The sequence below is a fragment of the Runella aurantiaca genome (assembly GCF_003339505.1).
Lineage (GTDB): Bacteria > Bacteroidota > Bacteroidia > Cytophagales > Spirosomataceae > Runella > Runella aurantiaca.
Genome location: NZ_QPIW01000031.1, coordinates 51,164 through 74,421 on the forward strand (window position 1 = coordinate 51,164; position 23,258 = coordinate 74,421).

At 45.6% G+C, this 23,258-nt stretch carries 19 protein-coding genes and 1 pseudogene; 11 read left to right on the forward strand and 9 right to left on the reverse strand.

The window, feature by feature from the left end; translation table 11 throughout:
• Window positions 1-177 precede the first annotated feature (177 nt).
• Both metG and smpB read right to left on the reverse strand, forming a co-directional pair.
• Window positions 178-2,241 (reverse strand): methionine--tRNA ligase, encoded by a 2,064-nt coding sequence (metG, locus tag DVG78_RS25425; RefSeq protein WP_114463835.1) that lies wholly within the window; start codon window positions 2,239-2,241, stop codon window positions 178-180.
• A 117-nt stretch (window positions 2,242-2,358) separates the two neighbouring features.
• Window positions 2,359-2,796: an SsrA-binding protein SmpB gene (smpB, locus tag DVG78_RS25430; protein WP_114069375.1), complete on the reverse strand. Its 438-nt coding sequence runs from the start codon at window positions 2,794-2,796 to the stop codon at window positions 2,359-2,361.
• Window positions 2,797-3,023: 227 nt separating this feature from the next.
• On the opposite strand from smpB, the gene DVG78_RS25435 reads away from it, so the two are divergent.
• Complete coding sequence (locus tag DVG78_RS25435) at window positions 3,024-6,005, forward strand: prolyl oligopeptidase family serine peptidase (RefSeq protein ID WP_114463852.1); 2,982 nt, start codon at window positions 3,024-3,026, stop codon at window positions 6,003-6,005.
• Window positions 6,006-6,077: 72 nt separating this feature from the next.
• Here the strand turns inward: DVG78_RS25435 and DVG78_RS25440 are convergent, their stop codons facing one another.
• The 3 genes from DVG78_RS25440 to DVG78_RS25450 are packed head-to-tail and all read right to left on the reverse strand — an operon-like array spanning window position 6,078 to window position 7,205.
• Entirely contained in the window at window positions 6,078-6,614 is a 537-nt protein-coding gene (locus DVG78_RS25440) for a GNAT family N-acetyltransferase (RefSeq protein WP_229598321.1), read from the reverse strand.
• A gap of 1 nt (window position 6,615) precedes the next feature.
• Window positions 6,616-6,945, reverse strand: coding sequence for a type II toxin-antitoxin system RelE/ParE family toxin (locus tag DVG78_RS25445; RefSeq protein ID WP_114463836.1), 330 nt, complete (start codon window positions 6,943-6,945; stop codon window positions 6,616-6,618).
• The gene (locus DVG78_RS25450; RefSeq protein WP_114463837.1) at window positions 6,942-7,205 is read right to left on the reverse strand and encodes a hypothetical protein; all 264 of its coding nucleotides are present in this window, start codon (window positions 7,203-7,205) and stop codon (window positions 6,942-6,944) included. The genes DVG78_RS25445 and DVG78_RS25450 overlap by 4 nt, the downstream gene beginning before the upstream one ends.
• Before the next feature lie 148 nt (window positions 7,206-7,353).
• Between DVG78_RS25450 and DVG78_RS25455 the strand changes: the two genes are divergently transcribed.
• The 4 genes and pseudogenes from DVG78_RS25455 to DVG78_RS25470 all read left to right on the forward strand — a co-directional run bounded on the left by DVG78_RS25455 (window position 7,354) and on the right by DVG78_RS25470 (window position 13,055).
• Entirely contained in the window at window positions 7,354-8,235 is an 882-nt protein-coding gene (locus DVG78_RS25455) for an ABC transporter ATP-binding protein (protein WP_114463854.1), read from the forward strand.
• A gap of 76 nt (window positions 8,236-8,311) precedes the next feature.
• Window positions 8,312-8,671 (forward strand): four helix bundle protein, encoded by a 360-nt coding sequence (locus DVG78_RS25460; RefSeq protein WP_114463838.1) that lies wholly within the window; start codon window positions 8,312-8,314, stop codon window positions 8,669-8,671.
• Between the two features lie 43 nt (window positions 8,672-8,714).
• Complete coding sequence (locus DVG78_RS25465; protein ID WP_114463839.1) at window positions 8,715-12,344, forward strand: ABC transporter permease/M1 family aminopeptidase; 3,630 nt, start codon at window positions 8,715-8,717, stop codon at window positions 12,342-12,344.
• Between the two features lie 94 nt (window positions 12,345-12,438).
• Window positions 12,439-13,055 (forward strand): annotated as a pseudogene (locus tag DVG78_RS25470) (putative polyvalent protein kinase domain-containing protein).
• Here DVG78_RS25470 and DVG78_RS30510 read toward each other — a convergent pair.
• Together DVG78_RS30510 and DVG78_RS25475 are read right to left on the reverse strand one after the other, a co-directional pair.
• Window positions 13,056-13,187 (reverse strand): hypothetical protein, encoded by a 132-nt coding sequence (locus DVG78_RS30510; RefSeq protein WP_262511876.1) that lies wholly within the window; start codon window positions 13,185-13,187, stop codon window positions 13,056-13,058.
• A gap of 102 nt (window positions 13,188-13,289) precedes the next feature.
• Window positions 13,290-14,510: a DUF418 domain-containing protein gene (locus DVG78_RS25475; protein WP_114463841.1), complete on the reverse strand. Its 1,221-nt coding sequence runs from the start codon at window positions 14,508-14,510 to the stop codon at window positions 13,290-13,292.
• 163 nt (window positions 14,511-14,673) lie between these two features.
• Here DVG78_RS25475 and DVG78_RS25480 point away from each other — a divergent pair, with 163 nt between their 5' ends.
• The gene (locus DVG78_RS25480; RefSeq protein WP_114463842.1) at window positions 14,674-15,600 is read left to right on the forward strand and encodes a sugar phosphate isomerase/epimerase family protein; all 927 of its coding nucleotides are present in this window, start codon (window positions 14,674-14,676) and stop codon (window positions 15,598-15,600) included.
• Between the two features lie 78 nt (window positions 15,601-15,678).
• On the forward strand, window positions 15,679-16,701 hold the full coding sequence (locus DVG78_RS25485) for a radical SAM/SPASM domain-containing protein (RefSeq protein ID WP_114463855.1): 1,023 nt from the start codon (window positions 15,679-15,681) through the stop codon (window positions 16,699-16,701).
• 99 nt (window positions 16,702-16,800) lie between these two features.
• Here DVG78_RS25485 and DVG78_RS25490 read toward each other — a convergent pair whose 3' ends face one another.
• Window positions 16,801-17,646 carry a hypothetical protein gene (locus tag DVG78_RS25490; protein ID WP_114463843.1) on the reverse strand — a complete coding sequence of 282 codons (846 nt, stop codon included), beginning with the start codon at window positions 17,644-17,646 and terminating at the stop codon, window positions 16,801-16,803.
• 579 nt (window positions 17,647-18,225) lie between these two features.
• Here DVG78_RS25490 and DVG78_RS25495 point away from each other — a divergent pair.
• Window positions 18,226-19,017 carry an L-fucose dehydrogenase gene (locus DVG78_RS25495; RefSeq protein ID WP_114463844.1) on the forward strand — a complete coding sequence of 264 codons (792 nt, stop codon included), beginning with the start codon at window positions 18,226-18,228 and terminating at the stop codon, window positions 19,015-19,017.
• A 137-nt stretch (window positions 19,018-19,154) separates the two neighbouring features.
• A complete protein-coding gene (fucP, locus tag DVG78_RS25500) occupies window positions 19,155-20,372 on the forward strand; it encodes an L-fucose:H+ symporter permease (protein ID WP_114463845.1) in 1,218 nt (405 codons plus the stop codon).
• A 146-nt stretch (window positions 20,373-20,518) separates the two neighbouring features.
• On the opposite strand, the gene DVG78_RS25505 is transcribed toward fucP, so the two are convergent.
• Window positions 20,519-21,673: an iron-containing alcohol dehydrogenase gene (locus tag DVG78_RS25505; RefSeq protein ID WP_114463846.1), complete on the reverse strand. Its 1,155-nt coding sequence runs from the start codon at window positions 21,671-21,673 to the stop codon at window positions 20,519-20,521.
• Window positions 21,674-21,791: 118 nt separating this feature from the next.
• On the opposite strand from DVG78_RS25505, the gene DVG78_RS25510 reads away from it, so the two are divergent.
• Complete coding sequence (locus tag DVG78_RS25510) at window positions 21,792-22,166, forward strand: response regulator (protein WP_114069364.1); 375 nt, start codon at window positions 21,792-21,794, stop codon at window positions 22,164-22,166.
• The gene (locus tag DVG78_RS25515; protein WP_114463847.1) at window positions 22,163-23,212 is read left to right on the forward strand and encodes an adenylate/guanylate cyclase domain-containing protein; all 1,050 of its coding nucleotides are present in this window, start codon (window positions 22,163-22,165) and stop codon (window positions 23,210-23,212) included. The genes DVG78_RS25510 and DVG78_RS25515 overlap by 4 nt, the downstream gene beginning before the upstream one ends.
• Window positions 23,213-23,258: the final 46 nt, after the last annotated feature.

A 23,258-nucleotide genomic window follows, 5' to 3' on the forward strand; every position in this document is an offset into this window, starting at 1 on the left:
TTACGGAGTTTTATTGTCTATTTCTGCGATGCAATACGTATCGTTAATTTAATAATAAAATTAGAAATAGTTATAGTACAATTGGGAAGCAAATTAATAAAATAATTTAAAAAACGAAAAAAGGGTCTGACGGTTTAAAACCGTCAGACCCTTTCAAACAATTGTCTCCTCCTAAATCTATGAAATCGAAGCACCCGCCCACACCTCTTTGTGGGGCTGAATCAGCGAAAGGCTGCCATCGCGGTCTTCGGCCATGAGAATCATGCCGTTGGATTCTTGCCCCATGATTTTGCGCGGGGCGAGGTTGGCAATGAAGGTCACTTGACGACCCACCATTTCTTCGGGCGTGAAATGTTTGGCAATCCCGCTTAAAATGGTGCGTTTTTCAAAACCGTCATCCACTAAAAACTTCAACAATTTATCACTTTTAGGCACCCGTTCAGCTTCCAGAATGGTCCCAATGCGGAGGTCTAATTTGGCAAAATCGTCAAATTGTACCGTTGGCTTCAACTCAGGTACTGATTTGGTTTCTAATTCATTCATTTTTTTTGCGTCGTGTAATTTTTGAATTTGTTTTTCAATGACAGCGTCTTCAATTTTTTCAAATAACAAAAATGCGTCGCCAATCGCCTGTCCTTCAACCAATAAATCTGCACTTCCCGCTTCTTCCCATTTCCATTGCCCCTCTCCCAACTGTTGGCGCAATTTTTTGCCTGTAAAAGGCAAAAACGGCTCACTCACAATGGCCAAGTTGGCCGCAATTTGCAGTGCAATGTTCATGATTGTATTTACTCGTTCAGCATCGGTCTTGATGACTTGCCAAGGCTGCGTTTCGGCCAAGTATTTATTCCCCAAACGCGCCAAATCCATCAAAAACGACAAGCCTTCACGGAAACGATAGGTCTCAATGGCCTCGGCGATTCGGGCTGGGAAAGCCGACAGCGTTGCCAAGGTTTCTTTATCAAAATCGGTCAATTCGCCGCGTACTGGCACTTTTCCGTCGCAATATTTGTGCGTCAACACCACGGCACGATTCACGAAATTGCCGTAAATAGCCACCAATTCGCTGTTGTTGCGGGTTTGGAAATCTTTCCACGTAAACTCGCTGTCTTTGGTTTCGGGGGCATTGGCCGTTAGCACATACCGCAACACATCCTGTTTGTCAGGCATTTCTTCCAAAAACTCATGCAACCACACGGCCCAGTTGCGGGATGTCGAAATTTTATCGCCTTCCAAATTCATGAATTCATTGGCAGGCACATTGTCGGGCAAAATGTAATCGTCACCCATCGCCATTAAAGTAGCGGGGAAGATGATGCAATGAAATACGATGTTGTCTTTGCCGATAAAGTGAATCAATTTGGTATCTTGGTCTTCTGGTGACGACCGCCGCCACCAAGTTTCCCAACCGGCGTCGGTGCCGTTTTTCTGAATCAACCAATCTTTGGTGGCCGAAATGTACCCGATTGGCGCTTCAAACCACACATACAGCACTTTGCCGTCGGTATCGGGCAGCGGCACTTTGATACCCCAATCCAAGTCGCGGGTCATGGCGCGCGGGCGCAGCCCTTCTTTCAACCAAGACTGGCATTGACCTGCCACGTTGGTCTTCCATTCGGTATGGCTATTGACGTATTTTTCAATGTCAGGCTGCATTTTATCCAGCGGCAAAAACCAGTTTTTAGTAGCCCGCAATACTGGTTTTGAACCTGACAAAGTAGAATGTGGATTCTTTAACTCCAACGGACTCAACGCCGTACCGCAACGCTCGCACTGGTCGCCGTAGGCGTTGGGATTGGCGCACACGGGGCAAGTACCCACGATGTAGCGGTCGGCCAAAAACTGCTGCGCCACTTCGTCGTAGTATTGCTCACTCGTTTCTTCAATGAAGCCGTCTTTATCGTAAATGGTTTTAAAAAATTCCTGCGACGTTTGGTGGTGAATGGGCAGGCTCGTGCGGGAATACACATCGAACGAAATTCCAAAATCCACAAACGACTGCTTGATTTGGGTATAATATTTGTCGACGACGGCCTGAGGCGTTAGGCCTTCTTTTTTGGCGCGGATTGTAATAGGCACGCCGTGCTCATCGGTGCCACTCACGAAGGTAACGTCGGCGCCTTTGGCCCGCAAATAGCGCACATAAATATCCGCCGGTACGTAACAGCCCGCCAAGTGCCCAATGTGAATGGGGCCATTGGCATAAATAAGCGCGGCGGTGACGGTGTATCTCTTACTCATAAGGTGTAATATCAAATTTGAGGGGGCAAAATTAGTAAAATTAGTTTGCGATGGTTTGAGTTAAACACACAAACTACCGCCCTTTGCTCTGCTTCAGGGCAGACGCAAGGGCTTCAACTACTCGTCATTACCGCGTTTGAGGTCGCGCTCTTTGATGGTTTCGCGTTTGTCGTAGAGTTTCTTCCCTTTGGCAAGGGCAACATCCACTTTGGCTAAGCCTTTTTCATTGATAAAAATACGCGTCGGCACCACCGTCAATCCTTGGTCTTTCAGCTTCAACTGCAATTTTTTTAGCTCCCGTTTTTTCAACAACAGCTTGCGGTCACGCGTGGGATTGTGGTTGGCGTAAGTACCTTTTTCGTAAGGCGAAATGTGCAAATGATGCACGAGCAATTCGCCGTCCTGAAAAATACAATAGGCATCGGTCAGGTTGACTTTTCCTTCTCGGATAGATTTGATTTCGGTGCCAGTCAGCACCACTCCAGCCGTGTACGTCTCCAAAAAGAAGTACTCAAACGAGGCACGGCGGTTGTTTATATTGATGGTTCTGCTCATTTCTACGATAAAGAGCCAGAAGAAAGCAGGAAAGAAGTCCGCAATTCTCGCTTCTCTAGCCTCACTCCTCGCTTCTATTTTAATTTTTTAAGGGTGCGAAGATAACAATTTCCTTTCTTTTATCTTCATTCGCAAAAGTTGCGAAATAATTGCTTTACCAAGTAACGTTGCTCTTGCTTACATTTGTTCAAAATTCTCAATTCATCCAGTCTAAACTCCAAATTTTTATGAAAAAACTCTTTGTACTACTTGGTTTCTTCCTCAGCACATTCGCCATTGCCCAACCCAAACCCAAGCCGGCGATGACGTGGAAAGACGTGCTGATGTGGAAAGCAATACCCGGTTTTGGCGGCACCCAACTCTCCCCCGACGGTCAGTGGTATGCATACGTGCTGAGTGCGTATGAAAGCGACGCCGAACTCATCATCCAAAAAACAACCGATTCCACCAAATATGTGTACCCCATCGGTGCGCCGACATTTGCACAGATGAGTTTTTCGGACAATAGCAAGTGGATTGCTTTCAAGGTTTTTGCCAAAGACAAAGACAAGAAAGCCGCCGCCAAGCCCGGCGGTAAGCCCATTCCTGACAAAGTATTTTTGGTAGAATTGGCCTCCAACAAAAAAACAGAATTTGAGCGTGTAAAATCCTTTGCCTTCAACGGCGAAAAAGCGACGCATTTGGCGTTGTCACTTACGGCAGCGGGCGGAGGTGCACCCGCTGGACCTCCAAGCGGCGATGCTGCCAAAGGCACCGATTTATTATTGTTTGACCTTGCCACGAGCAAAACCCAAAACATCGGAAACGTGTCGGAAATGGCGTTTGACAAATCTGGAAACTGGCTGGCTCTGACCATTGATGCCAACGAAAAAGCAGGAAACGGGGTGCAACTCCGCAACATGACCACGGGCGTAACCCTTACGATGGACAATGACAAAGCCCGTTACCAATCGCTCAACTGGACCGAAAAAGGCGACGCATTGGCCTTGCTAAAAAGCACCAAAGACGAAAAATACAAAAATGAACGCGTTGGCGTATTGGGCATCAAAAACTTTGGAACCATGCCCGAGTTGACTGCGTATGAACCCAAAACCGATAGCGTTAATTTTCCGAAAGAAATGACCGTTAGCCCCAACCGTTCGCCCTATTGGTCAGAAGATTTAACGCGATTGTTCTTCGGAATTCATAAACTAGAACTGGCAAAGAAAGAAGACAAAAAACCCGCCGAAGCCAAAAAGGACACGACCAAACAGCTTTCTGACGTCGAAAAACTAGCCAAAATCAAGGCCGACACCACCCTGAAAACCCTTGAAGATTTACAAAAAGCATTGGCAAAACTTAAAACGGATTCAACCAAAACCGCCGTTGCCGCCAAGCCAAACGATGCCGAAAAACCCGAAGTGACCGTTTGGCATTGGCAGGACAAACGCCTCCAATCGCGGCAACAAGTGCAGGAAACACAAGATAAAAACCAGAATTACCTGTCGATGTACGACGTGGCCGCCAAGAAGTTTATTCAATTGGCCGACAGCACCGTCAAAAACGTATCGGCAGCGCCCAAACAGCTCTTTGGCCTGGGAACCGACAATTCAAACTACGAACTGGAAGGCAGCCTTGACGGGCAAAATTATGCCGATGTTTATTTGGTTGACCTCAAAACGGGCAAACGCGACAAAATCCGCGAGAAGCATTATTTGCCTAGCTTCTGGGCCAGTCCGCAACCCTCACCCGACGGAACCAAATTTCTATACTGGGAAGGCACGCATTATTTCTTGTACGATATGATCAACAAAACATCGCGCAATCTTACCCAAGACATCAAGACATCTTTTGTTGACGTAGAAGACGACCACAACCAAAAAACGCCACCGTACGGCATCATCGGCTGGAGCAGCGACAGTAAAGCGGTGCTATTGAGCGATGGCTGGGACATTTGGCAAGTACCCACCGACTTGAAGGACGCCAAAGGGAAAGCACTAATAGCCTTCAACTTAACCCAGAATGGCAAACGCGACAAAATCCGCTATGAGCAACGCTACCAACTTGACCCCGAAGAAAAAGGGATTGATTTGAAAAAACCGATTTATGTACGCATCTACGGCGAATGGACCAAAAAGAGCGGTCTGGCGCGCATTGAAAATGGAAAAACGTTGGTTGTCAAACCTTTGATTTGGGAAGATGCCGCCATCGGAAGCCTCACCAAAGCCAAAAAAGCCGATGTATTTGTGTTTGCGAAAGAAACCTTCACCAAACCGCGTCAGTATTTTGTGAGCAACAGTGTGGAGTTAACTTCTGAAAAACAGCTCACCAAAAATGCACCATTGTTTGACAAATACGCTTGGTCGGCAGGGGCTCGTTTGGTGGATTATGTCAGTGATAAAGGCGATTCGTTGCAGGGAGCACTGTTTTTGCCCGCTGGCTATGAGCAGGGTAAAAAATACCCAACCATCATTTATTACTACGAAAAGCTTTCGCAATCACTGCACAACTTCTCTAACCCAAGCTACTCAGGAACAGGCTGGAACCCAGCAATCTATACTTCCAACGGCTACGCCGTATTTATTCCCGACATTGTGTACAAACTCAACGATCCGGGGATGTCGGCCGTTTGGTGTGTGTTGCCGGGCGTAAAAGCAGCACTCAAAACGGGCGTAATTGACGAAGCCCGCATGGGCATTCACGGGCACTCATGGGGCGGCTACCAGACCAGTTTTTTGATTACCCAAACCAATATGTTTAAAGCCGCCGCCGCTGGTGCACCGCTGACCGACATGATTTCGATGTATAATCTCATCTATAAAAACAGCGGTACAAGCAACGGCCAGATTTTTGAAGGCTCGCAGGGACGCTTGGTAGCTCCTTGGGAGAACTGGGATGCCTACCACCGCAATTCACCCATCTATCACGTCACCAAAGTACAAACGCCGCTGCTACTATTGCACAACGACGCCGACGGTGCCGTAGACTTTACGCAGGGTGTGGAATTTTATACGGCCTTGCGCCGCCTGAAAAAGCCCGTCGTGATGATGCAGTACAAAGGCGAAAACCACGGCTTGGCCAAACAACCCAACCGCAAAGATTATTCGGTACGAATGATGGAATTTTTTGATGCGCAACTGAAAGGCAAACCCGCCCCCGAATGGTGGTCAAAGGGTATCCCTCGGCTGGATTTAGAAAAACACTTGGAAAACCGCATTTTTGAAGATTAAGCACTCGCTGCGCTGACCGTTATTGGTATATTTGTTATTGGTAAGTGTGTTTTACAATAGCCCTGGCGAGATTCAAGTCTTGTCAGGGTTCTTTGTTTCTACCCTAAACTTCACATAAACATGTTCGTCCCATATTTTATCTTCTTTGCAGACGGATTGCCGTAATACCGCTTCAAACTGATAACCAGCCTTTTCTAGCACGCGCATAGAAGCTCGGTTATATTCGAAAACACCTGCGTACAGCCGATGTACCTCGTAGTGTTTAAAGGTATATTCCGTCATTTCTTTCACCGCTTCCGCCATAATTCCTCTGCCCCAAAAGGGTTCGGCCAGCCAATAGCCAATCTCAGCATTTTTACGAAAAACATCTTTTTGAAGGATGATTCCCACCCCACCTACGGCTTCTCCCTCCACGTCGATGGCAAAGACGGAAGGGCGTTTTTCCATTTCACAAAGTTCAATCCAGTGGTGAGCATCGTCGAGGGTATAAGGATGCGGAAAGGAATCACGTACGTTACGCCAAATTCGGTAATTGTTGGCGTATTTGGCCAGTGCCAGTTCGTCGCCCGGTTGCCAACGGCGTAGATGATATAGAATAGACGTTGGCATATCAGTTTGATTTATCAATATCCTTCAGCAACGTTAAAAGTTCTTTATCAGTGATGTCCTCTTTTTCTGATTTATCATAAATAGTGAGCAAAACCACTTGATCATCCACTATTTTGACGCAGGTAATTACCCGCGCACCGCCACTTTTTCCTTGTTTTTTGGAAGAAATAGCCATTCTGATTTTATAACAATCCTGCCCGAGTGGAGTACCAAGTTGAGGGTTTTGGCGAAGCAGATCAAATAATTGAGCGATATCGGTACCCAAAGATGCGTACTTTTTTGCCAATCGCTTAAAATCACGATTGAACTTTTTACCGATGATTATTCTCATAAGTAGCCTTCCTGTTTGAGCTCTTCCAAGAATTCTTCGGCAGTCTGTAACTGAATTTTCCCCTGACGATATAATTTTACTTCTTCTACCGCTTCTTTAAGATTTGCCAAAACTTCGGCTTTGGTAAAAACAGGAGGGGTATCCTCTTCACCTTCTTCCTCCAAGTTGAGTACTTTTTTATACATTTCCCATTCTTTAATAGGAATGATAACCGCTTTTTTGCGCCCTTTTTTATCCGTTATGTATTGGAAAGATGTCATGTCCTTTTTTTATACAAAAATACAAAAACATCTGACTCACGCACTACCGCTTGACATTCATCTGCTTATGTTGCCTTTAATCCAAAAAATATCCCGATTCTATATGTCTTTTTACTATTTTCGTAAAAACAACCCTTACAGATATTTTATGAAACTAACCATCCAAGATCTCTCCAAAACGTATTCAAATGGAGTACAGGCGCTCAAAGGCGTATCGTTGACCATCAACCAAGGCATGTTTGGGCTGCTGGGGCCCAATGGGGCAGGGAAATCATCGCTCATGCGAACCATCGCTACGCTCCAAGAAGCCGACAGTGGTAGCGTTATGTTGGACGATTTAGACGTGCTTCGTCAGAAAGAAGAGGTCCGCAAAGTGCTGGGCTATCTGCCTCAGGAATTCGGGGTATATCCACGAGTAACGGCTGAAACCATGCTCGACCACATTGCGAGTTTGAAGGGTATCCAAAATGCCAAACAACGCAAAGAAATTGTGGAAGGGCTGTTGCAAAAAGTGAACCTGTTCCAAGTTAGAAAGAAGAATTTAGGAACATTTTCGGGGGGAATGAAACAACGTTTTGGCATTGCACAGGCATTGTTGGGCAATCCAAAACTCATCATTGTGGACGAACCAACCGCCGGTCTCGACCCCGCTGAACGAAATCGTTTTCATAACCTTCTTTCAGAAATCGGCGAAAATACGATTGTGATTCTCTCGACCCACATTGTAGAAGATGTCACAAACTTGTGTTCCGACATGGCCATTATTTGCCTCGGTGAAGTGGTTGCGCAAGGCAATCCAAATGACTTAGTGAAAGAAATCAGCGGTAAGGTGTGGAAAAAAATGATTGATAAATCAGAATTAGAGCATCATCAGACCAACTATGAGGTCATTTCTACGTCGTTGAAAATGGGCAAAACCCAAATCAGGGTGATTTCAGAGGAGCCACTTAGCAGTTTTGAACTCGCCACTGCCGATTTGGAAGACGTTTATTTCTCCGAAATCACAAAACGAGTGGGATTGGCGGTGTAGTTTTTTAGAAGCCAGAAGAGAGAAGTGAGTAGCGAGAATAAAATAGAGTTTTAACTTGACAACATTGAATGATACAATGGAAAAATCAAAAGGATTTAAAGAATTAATTGTATGGCAGAAAGCCCATCAACTTGTTTTGGCAGTTTATCAACTCACTCGTACTTTTCCCAAAGAAGAATTGTTTGGTTTAATCTCACAAATGCGTCGTAGTTCAGTTTCAGTAGCTGCCAATATTACGGAAGGCTACCGTAAACGGACAAAACCAGATAAAATAAAATTCATGAATATTGCACAAGGTTCTTTGGACGAAACGCACTACTATCTAATCTTATCTCAAGATTTGGCTTATGCCGATACAATGGTTTTACAAAATCAACTGGAGGAAGTAGCAAAACTTTTGAACGCGTACACTCACGCAATCGAAGCATCAAAGTAAAAAACTACTCGCTACTCACTCCTCATTCCTCACTCCTAAAATTATGTTCAAAGAAATATTCCTTTTTGAGTTAAAATACCGCTTCAAGCGCCCTGCTACTTATCTGTATTTTGGCCTGTTGTTTTTGTTCATGTTTTTGAACATCATCTACGGCAGCGGTCCCGCTTCCGAAAAAGCGAACCTCAATTCGCCCTACGCCATCTCACAGATGTTGATTATCATCTCCATTTTTGCCAGCTTAATCAGCTCCGCCATCATGGGCGTACCCGTCTATCGAGATGTAGAATTTGGCACTAAAGATTACTTTTTTAGCTTTCCAATTACCGAAAAAGGCTACTTACTGGGGCGTTTTTTGGGGTCATTTGTTACACTTTTGTTTGTGTGTTTTGGCATGGTATTAGGCATCATGCTGGGAGGGATTTTAGGTCCCTTGCTCGGACTAGCCGAAAACGCCAGCCGCTTTGCTCCCGTCAATCTATGGCATCATTTGCAGCCCTATTTGCTATTTGTTGTACCCAACATGCTTTTTACGGGTTGTCTGTTTTTTAGTTTGGTAGCACTCACGCGCAAGGTGTTTATCATCTACTCTGGAGGTATTTTACTGCTGATTGCCTATCTACTTTCCACCGTTTTGACCCGTGATTTGGAAAACAAAAACCTCGTGGATTTGATTGACCCCTTTGGCCTAACCACTTTCAACAACGCTACTAAATACTGGACTCCTTTTGAACAAAATACCCTCACCGCCCCACTCGTAGGTAATTTGCTCTACAACCGCCTGATATGGACGGGCTTAGGATTACTGGTGTTTTTGGGCGTATTGTATCGGTTTAGTTTTCAGCGGTTTCTGTCGGTAAAACTTGGCAAAAAACAAAAAGACGAAGAGCGTCCAACCACCCGTTTGTCGCTGGCAGATTTGCCCGTGGCCGATAAAATCTATTCAAGCAGCATCTTTCTTCGCCAAATGTTCAGCCAAGCGTGGTTGGAGTTTGGGCAGATTATCCGTGACCCGTACTTTCTTGCCATCATGGTAGGGGCGTTGTTTTTTCTATTTACGGATGGTTGGTTTGGTTTCCCCACCTTCGGCACGCCCTCATTGCCGCTGACCTACTACATGATTGAGGTGAAAGACTTCAACTATGGGTTGTTCGTGTATATTATCTTGATTTTTTACACGGGAGAGGTAGTCCATCGCGACAAGTCGGTGAAGTATAACCTCATCTCCGATTCGTTGCCCGTACCCAACTGGATGGTATATGGCTCTAAGTTTTTGGCCATTGTGCTGGTAGGATTTGTGATGGCTAATTTGGTGATTGTGAGTGGCGTAGCCAATCAGGTAATAAAAGGGTATTTCAACTTTGAGTTTGATAAATACTTCACCGACTTGTATTTGATTGAGTTTCCCGAATACATCGAATTGGCGATGTTGGCCTTTTTTATGCACATTTTGGTCAACCAAAAATTCCTCGGCCACATTTTTACCATCGGGCTTTGGTTTTTGTTGGGCAGCATTCAGAGTTTTGCCGAAATCAACTACAATCTGCTGTTTTTTAGCTATTTCCCTAACTACCGAATTTCGGATATGAACGGCTTTGGTCATTTTGCGGCCCCGCTTTTCTGGTTTCATTTCAACTGGTTGGCGTTAGGGGCTTTGCTTTTGGTGGTAGGCAATTTGTTTTGGAACCGAGGGTCAGAAGATGCTTTCAAAGCCCGTTGGCAATTGATGAAGCAGCGTCTCAGCGGCAAATCATACGTCTGGCTCACGCTTTTTACGGTGCTGTGGCTGGGGGCGAGTGCTTACATTTATTACAACGTCAGCATCCTGAACAAATACGTCGGAATTGAAGAAGGGCGAGAACAAGGCTCAAATTATGAGAAAAAATACAAAAAGTATGAGCGTACGCCCCAGCCTAAAGTGATAGACGTGAAGGTGAATATTGATCTTTTTCCGAATGAGCGGGCGTGTGATGCCCAAGGTGTGTTTACGCTGGTCAATAAAACCCAAGTGCCTATTGATTCGCTGCACCTGAACATGGGTAGTCCCATCGCCCACACTGACATCAAAAAGTTGACCATCAACGGAATAGCTCCAAAAATCATTTTGGATGACAAAGTTTTGAAGTATCAGATTTATCGTTTTCCCAAAACGCTGCAACCTGGCGATACCGTTAAAATGGAGGTAGTGGTGCGCGCCGAAAATCGGGGTTTTGAGAACAGCGGTTTGAGTCGCGAAATTGTCGAGAATGGGACATTTTTTGACCTCCAAATCTTTCCTTCAATGGGTTATGGTGGCGACAAAATTGACTCGGATAAGTACCGCAAAAAATACGGATTGCCCGAAAAGAAATATACGTTACCTACCCAATCCGATGCCTTTGGGTTGAGTACGTTGCTCTTCAACGACGATGCTGACTTAGTTACGTTTGAAGGCACGGTCAGTACCGAACCCGACCAGATTGCCATCATGCCCGGCTACCTCCAAAAAGAGTGGACCGACAAGGGACGGCGGTATTTTTACTACAAGCAGGAAGGGCTGATGGACTTGTTTTTTAACGTTTGTTCGGCTCGCTACGTGGTCAAAAAAGACGTTTGGAAAGCCCCCGACGGCAAGGAAATCAAAATTGCAATTTATCACCACCCCGGCCACGAGAAGAATTTAGGCCATTTCATTAAAGGCGTAAAGGATGCCTTGGCGTACAACCACGTTAATTATCGTCCGTATCAGTACAGCGAAATGCGCATCATCGAGTTTCCGCGCTATGCAGGTTTTGCGCAATCATTTCCTAATACCGTGCCTTACACCGAAAGTTTTGGCTGGGTAGCCGATTTCTCTGACCCCAACGACACCGACTACGCCTACTACGTGACGGCCCACGAAGTGGCGCACCAATGGTGGGGGCATCAGGTATGTCCGAGTTATACGCGCGGTGCCAATCAGATTTCGGAATCTATGGCCGAATACTCTTCGCTCATGGTGTTGAAGCAAGAATACGGCGAAGATGCCATGCAAAACCGCCTCAAGTACTGCTTAGATGCCTACCTGCGCGGGCGTTCTAACGAGAGCAAGTTTGAAGAAACGCTCCTCGAAAACGACAGCCGTTCTTACGTGTGGTATGACAAAGGCTCGTTGGTACTCTACGCTTTGCAGGATTTGATTGGAGAAAAAAACATGAACAAAGCCCTCAGTGATTTTGCCAATGAAAATGCGTTTCTGGAAAAACCGCCTTATCCCACCTCGGGCAAGTGGTTTGCGGCGCTGCGGAAAGTCGTGCCTGATTCGTTGCAGTATTTTGCCGAAGATAGTTTTGAGAAAATAGCCCTGTACGAAAACCGAATTACCAAAGCCGAAGCCACTAAAGGAAAAGGCAACGAGTACAAGGTAAAACTCACCGTACAGGCCAAAAAACTCTACTACGACAAGCAAGGCAAGGAAATCAGTACGGGCAAAGGGCGCGATTATATCGACATCGGTATCTTTGCCGAAGAAGGTAAAAATGCCAAAGGCATGAAGAAAAAAGTGCCGCTCTACCTCAAAAAACATTGGCTTACCCCTGGCGAGCACACGCTCGAATTTACCGTCAAAGGTGAACCAAAAAAAGCAGGCATCGACCCTTACAACAAACTCATCGACCGAATTTCGGATGATAACGTGACGACGGTGGAGGGGTTGTAGAGATAGAAAAAAACGGCGAGTTAGGTTCCATACAGGACTACTCGCCGTCCTGTTTTCTAATCTTTAAATTTGTTTTTATTTTTGTCAAAACTTTATGAGAGATGAAATCAGAGATATCCTTTCAAGAATTGGAGAAGTTACAGATAGAAATCTTATCCAAACAGCCTTGCTTTACCTTAGCACAAGCGAAAGCACAGGTAGAACGACTCAAAAAACAGAACTCTTCAGTAAAAAAGACGAGGTAAAGTTATTGTCTCTTTTTTCTACTCAATACGATTACTGGCATTCATTAATTGATGATAATCAGTACATTGGCGAAGGAGCAGAGCAGCAAGTTTTTCTCAATAATGATGGCAAGAGCGTCACCCAAATTAATGATGCCATTTTTTACGAAAGTTGGAAAGAATATTTTATTAGCCTACTTATTCACAATTTTTTATTCCCGAGTACCCATTACGAACTGCTTGGTTTTTATCTTAAAGACAACAATTTTTATTCAGTTGTCAAACAGTCATTTATAGAATCTACACAGCCTACTGACTTAGATGAACTGAGGAAATTCTTAGAACGAAACGGTTTTAAACACAAGAGAAATAACGATTATTATCATCCTGAATGGGGTATTATTTTGAAGATTTACACGACGAAAATGTCTTGACCAACCATGGTGTTTTTTTCTTTATAGACACGGTTATTTATCTCTTACCCTAATCATTTTGATATGCTATCTAATCCGAACATTTCAAAGGCGGTTACAACAAACTCATCGACCGTATTTCCGATGATAATGTGACGACGGTGGAGGGGTTGTAGAGAGGAGGCATCCCCTGCGGGAAGCCCCATAAAATTTCACTCGTTTATAAATGCCCATGCTTTAAATTCTTGCAAAAGTGTTGTCGGGTTTCAACGTGCCGTCGGGTTTGAGAATCCGACGGCACGTTGAGTTTAAAATTCAGCGACCAAATCGCCGCGTTTTAATGGCTGCCAACGCAAGTACGTAAGCGAACGCCACAGCCACTCGACTGGCCCGTAGGTGTAGTTTGAAAGCCACCAACGGCTAAAAATAATCTGCACAACAAAGACAGGAATCGTCATGAGTAAGCAAATCCAAGGATTTACCTCGCCTATGAGGTTGAAACCTACTCCGTAAAAAAGAATTATCCCAATCAGGGTCTGACTTAAATACGAGGTAAGAGCCATTTTACCGATAACCGAAAAATTTTGCAACGCCCCCTGCCAACTTTTCTTTTGCAACAAAAGCGTCACGCCAACGATGTAGAAAATCGTCAACAACATACAATGGACATCATATAACGCGCTCATCAGGAGGTTAAACCACGGTTTTGGTTCGCCATTGCCAAAGAAAATTCCCAACGGAACCGCCACTGCAATAATACCCAACGTGGCAAAGCCGCTGATTTTAAGCCATTTTTTAAAAAACATTCGGTGTTCCTCCCATTTGGCAAACCATTTGCGCCGCCCCGCCAACAAACCCAACAGAAAATAGCCAAGCGTAATATAAATACGGCCGCTGTCAAACTGAAAGTCAAATTTATCGGCAATGGCGGGCACGTTGGCCGTGATGAGTTCACGGTAATCGCCCTTTTTTACGGTATCCCAATACGACTTATTTTTTTGTTCATTTTGTTTTTGTTGCTGTGCCGTCGGTGGCGGGGTTGGGTAGAAAAACCGGTACCCATCACGGATGCGAATCGGCAGGTTAAGAATCAGCAATAACGATGCAATAATCAGCACCTTGTCGGAAGCGTTGCGAAACAAAATCATGACCAAACCTACGACAAAATAAATGCTCAGGATGTCGCCTCGCCAATGCAGGCTGTGCGCCAAGCCAATCAATCCCAAAATAAACAAACGCCACACAAACCGCCCGATGGTAAAGCTTTTGCTCTCCATTTGCAGCGCAAAACTTAATCCGAAAAGAAAGGAAAAAAAGGTGTAAAATTTCCCCGAAACAAAAATCCCTTCGAAGGCCCCCGCGATTTGAAAACCGATGTCGTTGGTATATTTCTGAAAAATATCGTCGGGAGTCGGCCCTGCGTTGAACCAATACGTAATATGGGCAATGAGAATTCCTAAAAGGGCAAACCCTCGCAGACCGTCAATGAGTAAAATGCGCTCCTTGGGAGCAATGGCTGTTGTTTTCATAAAATTTGTGTTAATGGCTTGTATAGTAGGCAAAAGACATTTTAACAGCACTTCTCCCCTACGGACTTATGGAATAATTGCAACGCCTTTTTTGAAGCACAATTCGGTTGCATCAACGGCTTTTTAGTAAGTTGCAGGCAAATTATATCAAACATTCCTAAACATGTTAAAACTTGGATTTGTAAGCGCCATTTTAGCCGATTTTGGCTATGAACACGTTATTGATTTTGCCGCAAATCACGGATTCTCTTGCGTTGAAATGATGTGCTGGCCCACCAACAACGCCGACGCCCGGCGCTATGCGGGTGTCACACACATTGATACTGACCGCGTACTCACCGATACCATTTACGCCCACAACCTCATTCATTTTGCCAAAGAAAAACAGATAACCATTTCAGCGTTAGGCTATTACCCCAACCCTTTGGACCCCGATACCGAAAAAGCCGTTTTTTACCGCGAACACATCAAGCAATTAATCAAAGCCGCCGCGAAGCTTGGCTTACATAACGTCAATACGTTTATCGGCCGCGACCCGTCCAAAAGCATTACCGAAAACCTGAAAACGTTTGGTAAAGTATGGCCCGAAATTATTCAGGTAGCCGAAGCCCACAACGTCAAAATCGGCATCGAAAACTGCCCCATGTTTTTTACGGACGACGAGTGGCCCGGCGGCAAAAACTTGGCTACTACGCCCGCCGTGTGGGACCGCATGTTTGAAATCATCCCCAGCCCTATTTTGGGTTTGAATTACGACCCGTCGCACATGATTTGGCAGATGATGGACGAAGCAAAACCCATTTATGATTACAAAGACCGCCTGCACCATATCCACCTCAAAGACGCCAAACTCTACAAAGAAAAGCTCGACCGTGTGGGCATTATGGCCAATCCGCTTGAGTACCACAGCCCAAAACTCCCCGGCTTGGGCGATGTAAACTGGCGTAAATTCTTCGCGGCCCTGACCGATGTACGCTACCGAGGCCCCGTATGTATTGAAGTCGAAGACAAAGCCTACGAAGGGAGCATTGACGACGTAAAAGAGGCGATTTTGACCAGTAGGAACTATTTGCGTCAGTTTTTAGGGTAGCAGAAATCGCCCATGGCAAGCAACTTTCCGAAAGATGTACTACCTTTCGGAAAGTTTTTTTATTTCCACTCCTCGCAAATGAACGGAAACCTAAACGATGGGCTCAATTTCTTGTCCAAACTATCCCGCAAGCGGATCTGGAATGCCCTGAAGGTGATTTATAGTTTTTACGAATCCAAATGGACGGGCAAAGCCACCCAACGCGGCTTACCGATGAGCATTTCTTTTGAGCCCACCACGAGCTGCAATCTTCGCTGCCCAGAGTGCCCCAGTGGCCTGCGGTCTTTTACCCGGCCAACGGGAATGTTGGAAGATGGGTTATTCAAAAAGACCATCGACGAGCTTTCGGATACGCTTTTGTACCTCATTTTTTATTTTCAGGGAGAACCTTACCTGCACCCCAAATTTTTGGAATTGGTTAAATATGCCTCCAAAAAAGGCATCTACACCGCCACCTCCACCAACGCCCATTATCTCAACGACGCCACCGCCCGCCGCACCGTGGAAAGTGGCCTCGACCGCCTTATTGTGTCAATAGATGGTACTACGCAGGATGTGTACGAACAATACCGCGTAGGCGGAAAACTGGAAAAAGTGTTGGACGGAACCCGCAACATCCTGAAATGGAAACGCGAACTGAAGTCAAAAACGCCGCACGTCGTTTTTCAGTTTTTGGTGGTACAACCCAACGAACACCAAATCGAAGACGTAAAACGATTGGCCGACGAGCTGGGCGTGGATGAATTAGGACTTAAAACCGCCCAAATTTACGATTATGAACACGGTGACCCGCTGATTCCGACCATTGATAAATACTCCCGTTATTCGCAAAAACCCGATGGCACGTATCAAATCAAAAACGGGTTGGACGGACATTGTTGGAAAATGTGGCACTCGTGCGTCATTACGTGGGACGGCAAGGTGGTTCCGTGCTGTTTTGACAAAGACGCGCATTACCGCTTGGGCGATGTGTCGGAAACGACATTCAAAAATCTTTGGCAAAGCGATGCTTACCGTCAGTTTCGCCAAACCCTGATTCGGTCACGCTCGGAGATTGAAATGTGCAAAAACTGCACCGAAGGTACGCAGGTGTGGGCGTGATTTATTGGGAGTAGGGAGTGAAAATAGCACTCCAAAATGCAAAGAGGCTGCTTTACTTCCGTAAAACAGCCTCTTTGCATTAAAGTATCATTGCCGAAACTATGGCGCTTGCAAGGTGCAATATTGCAAATCCAAGTGAATCACATAAAACGCCTGAGGAGCAATCGACCCCGTTAAACTTGTGCCTTTGTAGCTCGAAGGCCCTGAAAACAGGCCAGCTGCGGGTCGGCTGGCAGGAAGAGTAATATAACCCTGAATTTTTACCGATTCGGTTGTTCCATCTTTCAATGACCAGCCTGGCGCCAAACTGATGGTATAGTTGCCCGCAGCATCAATCGTTACCGTACCCGCTACTTTGGTTTGACCCGCGTAAATGGTTTTCACGCCCGAGCCTGCGGGGTAATAATACCACCAAGCTTTACCAGCCCCTTTGTCTGTTCCGCCAAAACCTGTATCGTAGGTATAAGTACAAACTGGCGGCGGCGGGCAAAGTGTAACGATACTATATGACAAGTCCTCTATTACAATAGGTGGACCGCCCGCTCCGATAACGGTCAGGTCAGTGAGCAGTTTGTCGCAAGCCTGCAATGTGCCGATGGGCTTGGTAAACTCATAAACATTTTGATTATCGCCACCCTCTTTCACGCCATCCACTTCCAAATTTCCAATTTGGTCGTCATTGTTGGCGTCGGGGTCTAAACGATACACTTTGAAGTAAACAGTTGTAGCGTCATTCCAAACGTCTACTTTGACACCTCTATCGTACTCATAAATAACCTTATCTTCATCACTGTACTCTTCTACGCAATCACAATCTCCTTCTTCTCTCAGCGCACTGTGAGAGGGAGTTGTTGAGGGTGCAGAGGCATCTAATACCTCTTTTTGACATGCGACAAACATGCTGCCGACCAAGGCCAGCAAGCATACTAAACGGATTGTTTTCATTTTAGGTAAAGTTGGTTTTAAGGATTAAGAACAGTTACTGAATGATGCGGCACAGCTGGGTTTTCTCTCCTCAAATACGCCACATATTACACTAATATAAATGTACACAATACGCTATTTTGTACAAATAAATATACCTATAATTCAAATAAAAGTTATCAAATGGTCATTTTTTTATTATATACAGAAAATAAAACCATAATAGACCATTTTTTGCATTCCAAAAATAAATTTCATTACACAGTATAAACTTTCCATTCCATTCAGACACGGAAGTCAATCGACATTCATCATAGTCAGTCCTGAACGGCCTTGTATAAACGAAGTGATCTATCAATAAAAAAAAGGTTATTACGACAACAGGTACAAAAAGTCGTTTCCGAAGTAGTTTTTAGTAGTATTATTGTGCAGGATTTTGGTACAATTCCGCTTTAACAGCAAGAATAACGATTACCCCGCCCATGATGCAGAGTAATCAACAGGTCATCGTTCGATTGACCATGAACTAAAGAGTAGAATTGTATTATAAATCCGCTTATGACCGTTATTATTCTCTTCAAATAAATCTTTTTTAATCAAGTGAATCTGAACCTTAGAGAAAAAGTAATCATTGTGACGGGTGGAGCCAAAGGAATCGGCGAAGCCATTGCTCGCACTTTAGCCGTTGAAGAAGCCATTCCCGTCATTATCGGACGCAGCGCGGCAGACAATCAGGCTGTAATCGAAAAAATCGAAGCCCTCGGCGGCATTGCTTACGGCATCGAGGCCGAACTCACCAACCCCGCTGAGTGCGAGAAAGCCATTCGCCTCACGGTAGAGCGCTTTGGACGCATTGACGGATTGGTCAACAACGCGGGCGTCAACGACGGCGTAGGACTCGAAAACGGCAGCTATGAAGCCTTTATGGCATCGTTGCACAAAAATGTGGTACATTATTATCTCCTTGCCCAACACGCCCTGCCGTACCTCATCAAAACCAAAGGCCCGATTGTGAACATCAGCTCCAAAGTAGCCGAAACGGGACAGGGAAATACCTCGGCCTACGCAGCCTCCAACGGTGCCCGCAACGCCCTGACGCGTGAATGGGCCGTGGAATTGCTCAAATACGGCATCCGAGTCAACGCCGTGATTGTGGCCGAGTCGTGGACGCCATTGTATGAAAAATGGATTCAAACCCTGCCCAATCCCGAAGAAACCCTCAACGAAATCAACAGTCGGATTCCGCTCGGCAACCGCATGACCACCACCGACGAGATTGCGCACGCCGTAGTATTTTTGCTTTCCAACAAATCAAGCCACACCACGGGGCAGTTGATTCACGTGGACGGTGGCTATGTGCATCTGGACCGGTCAGTAAGCAGTTTGCAGTAAGCAGTTTTGTGATTTTGTGATTTTGCAGTTTTACAATTCGCGGTTTTGCAGTTTTGCGGTTTTACAGTTTTGATCTAAGCTGAGTAACAAAATCAATCCTTCAATTAATATTCCTGAACCCTTTACTAACATTATTAATGAAAAAAGCCCCTTTACTAACCTCCAAATACGTCCCAACCTACGTTTTCGTGACGAGCCTTTTCTTACTGTGGGGGATTGCCATCACGATGGGAGATTTGTTAAACCGTCGTTTTCAAACCGTTTTGAATGTATCGCTGGCCGATTCGGGTTTGGTCCAATTTTCCATTTTCGGAGCTTATTTTGTCATGGGTATTCCCGCGGGGATGTTCATGAAAAAATACGGCTACAAAAACGGCGTTATTTTAGGCTTGGCGCTGTACGCCATCGGGGCTTTTATGTTTTATCCCGCCGCCGAAGCCCAATCTTTTGATTTCTTTCGGTTGGCCCTATTTATTCTGGCCTGTGGTTTAGCCACGCTCGAAACCGTTGCTCACCCTTTTTCGGCCGCTCTTGGCCATGAAGATACCTCTGAGCAACGCATCAACCTTTCACAAACCTTCAACGGGGTAGGCGCCATCATTGGGCCAGTGTTGGGTTCATTCATCATCTTACGTAATGTTCCCACGGGCGACGTAACCGTCGATTTAGCGCCCGTCAAATACCTTTACATTGCCATTGGTCTAGTAGTTACCACCGTGGCAGTGGCTTTCTCATTCATCAAAGTACCGCCCCTTACGTCTGAGAGTTCAGAAGACGAAGGCGGTAGCGTTGGTCCCAAAAAAGGGCTATTCCAACATCGTCACTTTATTTGGGCAGCCATTGCGCAGTTTTTCAACGTGGCAGCCCAAGGCGCTACGTGGGCTTTCTTCATCAACTATGCCGTCAAATACATCCCTGACATGACCGACGAAAAGGCGGGGTATTATTTCTCTTTCAGCATGGTACTTTTGTTGGCAGGCCGTGCGGTGGGTACGTTTTTGATGCGGTTTATTAAGCCCAACATTTTGTTGGCCATTTTTGCCGGAGCCAATATTGTGATGTGTTTAATTATCTCTCAAACTTGGGGATGGGCATCGTTTATTGCCCTGATGATGCTCAATTTCTTTATGAGTATCATGTTTCCAACCATCTTCGGGTTGGGGTTACGCAACTTGGGCGAGCACAAGCAGCGCGCCTCTTCGTTTATCGTGATGGGCGTAGTAGGTGGCGCGGTTTTCCCTCCTATTATGGGAAAAGTCGCCGACATTGACGTGGCGCAATCTTACCTCACCCCGATTATCTGTTACGCCGTGATTTTGTTGTTTGGTTTGGTTTTCTCTAAGCCGAAGAATTAATTACAAGTATCTGTTATTTATTTTTATCTGTCCAATAGAAAATTATTCATGTAATTTGAATTTTTAATGTTCAAATTACATGAATAATTAAGACAGGCAGGCTATTTTAATGGCCTATCTTATTCTTCACTTAAAATACAGTTTTTCTAGTTCAAACTAAGTTCCAGAATCTCACCGACCACTTCGGGCGTAATATCGGCACGCTCGCCAAAATTCATCCCGCGCTCTACAAATCGTTTTACGATTTCTTGCACGGTCTCTTCGGTAATTGGATACGCACTTGCTTTGGTCGGGATGCCCAAGGATTCATAAAATTCGGCCGTTTTTTGGATGGCTCCTGCCACTACTTCATCGTCGGTACCAGTCAGTTGCCATACGCGTTTGCCGTACTGGACGAGTTTGTCCCTTTTAGTATCTTTTTTGATTTCCAATAAATGCGGCAATACCACCGCCAACGTGCGTGCATGGTCGATGCCGTGCAGGGCCGTCAGCTCATGTCCAATCTGGTGCGTGGCCCAATCCGTCGGCACACCCGCCGCAAGCAAGCCATTGAGGGCCATTGTCGCGGCCCACATTACGTTGGCGGCGGCGTCATAATCGGTCGGGTTAAGCATCATTTTTGGGCCTTCGTCAATCAGCGTTAGCAGCACGGCTTCGGCCATACGGTCCTGCATTTCGGCCCGTACTGAGTAGGTCATGTATTGCTCCATCACGTGCGTAAAGGCATCGGCAATGCCGTTGGCAATTTGGCGCGGCGGCAACGAAAACGTCGTTTCGGGGTCCAGAATAGAGAACTTTGGATATACGAGCGGATTTCCAAGTCCCTTTTTCTCGTGCGTTTCTTTACGGCTAATAACCGCGTAATAGTTCATTTCTGAGCCTGTAGCGGGGAGCGTCAAAACAGCACCGAGCGGGAGGGCAGTAGTAATTTTAACACGATTACCCACAATTTGCCAAGGGTCGTTGCCCGTAAAAGGAATGGCCGCTGCGATGAATTTTGTACCGTCAAGCACCGAGCCACCACCCACGGCCAACAGAAAATCAATCTTTTCGGCACGTCCCAATTCCACGGCTTTCATCAGAGTTTCGTAGGTAGGATTGGCTTCAATACCCCCAAACTCAACGGTTTTGTGCCCGGCAAGTGCCGATTTTACTTGCTCGTATACGCCGTTTTTGAAAATACTCCCACCGCCATAGGTAATCATTATGGTGGCATCGGTGGGGATTTGCTTTGATAATTGTGCAATTTGGCCTTTTCCGAAAATGATTCGAACCGGATTGTGATACTGAAAGTTTATCATAAAAAATGAAATTTTTTAACTCGCTATTTAGTTTGACTAACTAATCCATCACTAGTTTAGTTTCCAACATTTTTCGTATTATTACATTCCCAAAACATCCCTTTTAGCTTTCCCTCTCATGAAAATTTTGGTAGTTGACGACGAACAGGACATAAAAACGCTCTTTGAACAACGCTTTCGACGTGAAATAAGAAGCGGTGAATTAAATTTTGATTTTGCCCACTCTGGAGAAGAGGCTCTGAGCTATTTGAATGACCATTTTTCAGAAATTGTGTTGATTCTTTCCGACATCAATATGCCCGGCATGAGCGGAATCGAACTGTTGAAACGGATTCGGACGGAGCGCCCCAGTGCCCCTCCAATGGTGATGATGATAACGGCCTACAATGACGACGAGAATTTTAACCAAGCCAAAAAATACGGAGCCGATGATTTTCTAACCAAACCGATTGACTTCGCCAACCTCAAACAGAAACTTACCCTCTCATTATGAATAAAGCCAAAATGCTCGTCGTAGATGACGAAAGCGATTTGGAATTGCTGATCAAACAAAAATTTAGACGACAAATCCGCGAAGGTCTCTACCAGTTTGTCTTTGCACCCAACGGCGTGGAAGCCTTCAAACTTCTACAGGAAACCCCCGACATAGATTTAGTGCTGAGCGACATCAACATGCCTCTCATGGATGGGCTGACGCTATTGAGCAAGGTGAGCGAGTTGAGCCCACTTATTAAAGTTATCATGGTTTCCGCTTATGGCGACATGGACAACATCCGCACCGCCATGAACCGAGGAGCCTTTGATTTTGTGTGTAAACCCGTCAATTTTGAAGATTTAGAGCTAACCGTTCAGAAAACCCTCGTACACGTTCAGCAACTGCGCGATACCCTCAAGGCCATCAAAGAAAACAACATTCTGCGGATGTACGTGGATGAGAATGTGTTGAGTTTTATGAGCCGCAAAGAATTCGAGTCGGCTATCATGGTCAACGAAACGGTAGAGGCAACGGTCGTGTTCATGGATATTTGCGGCTTCACGGCCATTACCGAAAACGCCGACCCCGATACCGTCGTGCACTTAATCAACAAGTATTTTGACGTGATGGTCAAAGAAATCATTGCGCAGGGAGGCCACGTAGATAAATTTATGGGCGATGCTGTCATGGCTGTCTTTCGGGGCGAATACCACCTCGACCACGCCATCGAAGCCGCCTTGGCCGTGCGTAGCCACATTGCTGCCATTCAGGAAAACCTGCTCGACCATACCACCTACATGCCCCGCGTAGCCATCGGAATCAACTCTGGCGAAATGATTTCGGGAAATATCGGTTCGGTCTCGCTGCGGCGGCTCGACTATACGGTTATTGGCGATACCGTCAACGTAGCCCAGCGCTTTCAGTCGGTAGCCAAACCGGGCCAAATTGTGATTGGACAAGCGGCTTACAATCAAGTAAAAGAATCTTTCAACTGTCAGCCCGTGGGTGAAGTAATCCTAAAAAACAAGGCAAACCCGCTGATGATTTATGAAGTATTGGAATAACTACAAGCACTTATATAGCCATTCCAAAAAAATATCCTGACCCGAA